Origin of the sequence: Lentzea sp. NPDC005914 (assembly GCF_040629405.1) — a bacterium.
Taxonomy (GTDB): domain Bacteria; phylum Actinomycetota; class Actinomycetes; order Mycobacteriales; family Pseudonocardiaceae; genus Lentzea.
In genome coordinates this window covers 1-1990 of sequence record NZ_JBEXVQ010000092.1, presented here as the reverse complement: position 1 = coordinate 1990, position 1990 = coordinate 1, and the positions used below count along the sequence as shown (strand labels likewise).

1 protein-coding gene is annotated in these 1990 nt (G+C 68.3%); it reads right to left on the bottom strand.

Annotated elements, in window-relative coordinates:
- Window positions 1-75 precede the first annotated feature (75 nt).
- The gene (locus ABZ345_RS47375; RefSeq protein WP_359862343.1) at window positions 76-1896 is read right to left on the bottom strand and encodes a hypothetical protein; all 1821 of its coding nucleotides are present in this window, start codon (window positions 1894-1896) and stop codon (window positions 76-78) included.
- Window positions 1897-1990 lie beyond the last annotated feature (94 nt).

Genomic DNA, 1990 nt, shown 5'->3' with positions numbered 1-1990 from the left:
CCCGCTACGCCAAGCGCGTCGCCTACTACCAGGCCGAACTCACCATCGCCGCCATCGTGCTCTGGCTCCGATGACTTACAGGACACGCACTAGGCGCACATCCTGGGCGCTGTTCAGAGCGCGGAACCACGCCGTCGCCGACGGTGCGATCACGACGGGATGGCCGCGCAGGCTCGGCAGGCTGCCCCACGGAACTCCGTAGAGCTGGCCGACGGGAACCACCACCAGGCTGCGGTCGCCGATGATCCGCAGCAACGGCCGGATCAACTGAGTGTCCAGGCTCGCCAACCGGTTTTGGGCGGAGTAGGCGATCACGTTGCCGACCGGCTTCGGGACCTGGTCCGGCGCCATCGCGGCAAGGTCGAAGTGCAACTTGCGGGCCTGCTCGGTCATCTCCGACAACTGTCCGAGGGGGACCAGGTGCTCCGAGCGGTCCGCGACCACCACAGCGGCCAGCGTGTCACCGGAGCCCACGAACGACACGAAGGCTTTGTCCTCCAAGGCATCCGCGAGTTCGTGCACGCTGACCAACGCATCTGAGCCCACGCAGGTCGTCGACCACCACCCGAGGTGGCTGACGCGCTGCAGCGCGATCTCGTGCCGCAATACTGCATCGGCCTCGACCGGGCCGTTCACCCGTTGCTGCTGCACGGTGCGGGTCAGTCGGATGAAGTCGTCGACGGCCGCGGACACCGCGGGGTCGGGTGAGGCGGCCGGCTGGTGGCGGTGCAGATGCGCGCGGGCGCGTTCGAGCCAGGTCAGCACGTCCTCCGGGTCCGGGCTGTCACCCCGTTTCAACGCGATCCGCACCGCGAGGTCGCCGAGCTCACGACCGAACAACCCGGCACCGCGCACCAGATCCGTTGCGCCGTACCGGTCGAACGCAGCGAGCAGACGGTCGAGACCCGACGACGCGCAGTCCAGTGCGTCGTCGAACTCGCCCCGTTCGGCGGCGAGTTCGGCCTTCACCAGCCAGCGGAACACGACATGGTCGAGCGGGGCACCGTCACGCGGGGCGGCGGTGCGTTCGACATAGCGCTGGGCGGCGGCAACGTCCCCGAACGACACCGAAAGCCGGGCTGCCCACAGCAACGCGTGGTCGGACTCCTCTGCGAGGCCCATCCCGCGGAGCTGCAAGGCGAGCTTCTCCGCGAACGCCGGCAGCTTGGCGGTAGGCAGATCCGGCCACGCCCTGGCCAGCGACATCGCGGCGCGCAAGGCCGTCAGCTCCGCGACCACGGCCGCCCGCCGGTCGCCGACCCGCCGGAACCGGATCGCAGCCTCCCGCGCCGCCTCGCTCGCGCGCTTGAAGTCTGACTGCAGGAGCGCGCACTGTGCACGCAGGTGCTCTACCTGCGCGATAAGGCGATCGTCTGCTGTTCGCGCGCTGTGCAGGAGGTCCAGCACGTTGTTGAGATAGACCGATGCCTTGTTCGGCATACCCGCGGCGAGCAGCGTATCGACCTGATCCAGCCACAGCGCGTGGCCCGCGGCCGGGGTCAGCCGCCAGGCTCGTTCGAAGTGGGTGAGCGCAGCGGGCAGGTCACCGCTGTGCTGGGCGAGGAGGCCGAGGACTTGTTCGGCAGCCGACCGGATCGGCTCCGCCACGGGGTCCACGGAGGTGAGTATCACCGCGAGGTTCTGCTGCTCGTCACGCAGCCAGCGCCAGGCGGCCTCGCTGTCCGCGAAGCGAGGCGTCTCGATCTCATCGATGTGCCAGCCCGATCGGCGGTTCGGCAGAGCCGCGTCGACCGCACGGCACGCGGCCGTCAAGTAGTAGTGGAACAGCCGAGCCAAAGCCACATCCCGGTCGTCATCGATCTGTTGGAGCAGATCTGCCGCGTACGAGCGCAACAGGTCGTGCGCACGCACGCGCCCGTTGCCGACGGGCTGCACTAGACGAGTAAGTCCTAAATCCAGGCGGTGTCTGGAGACGGACGAAGGGTGTTCAAGATCAGTTTGTGAGGACCGACCTGAACACCCTTCTGAC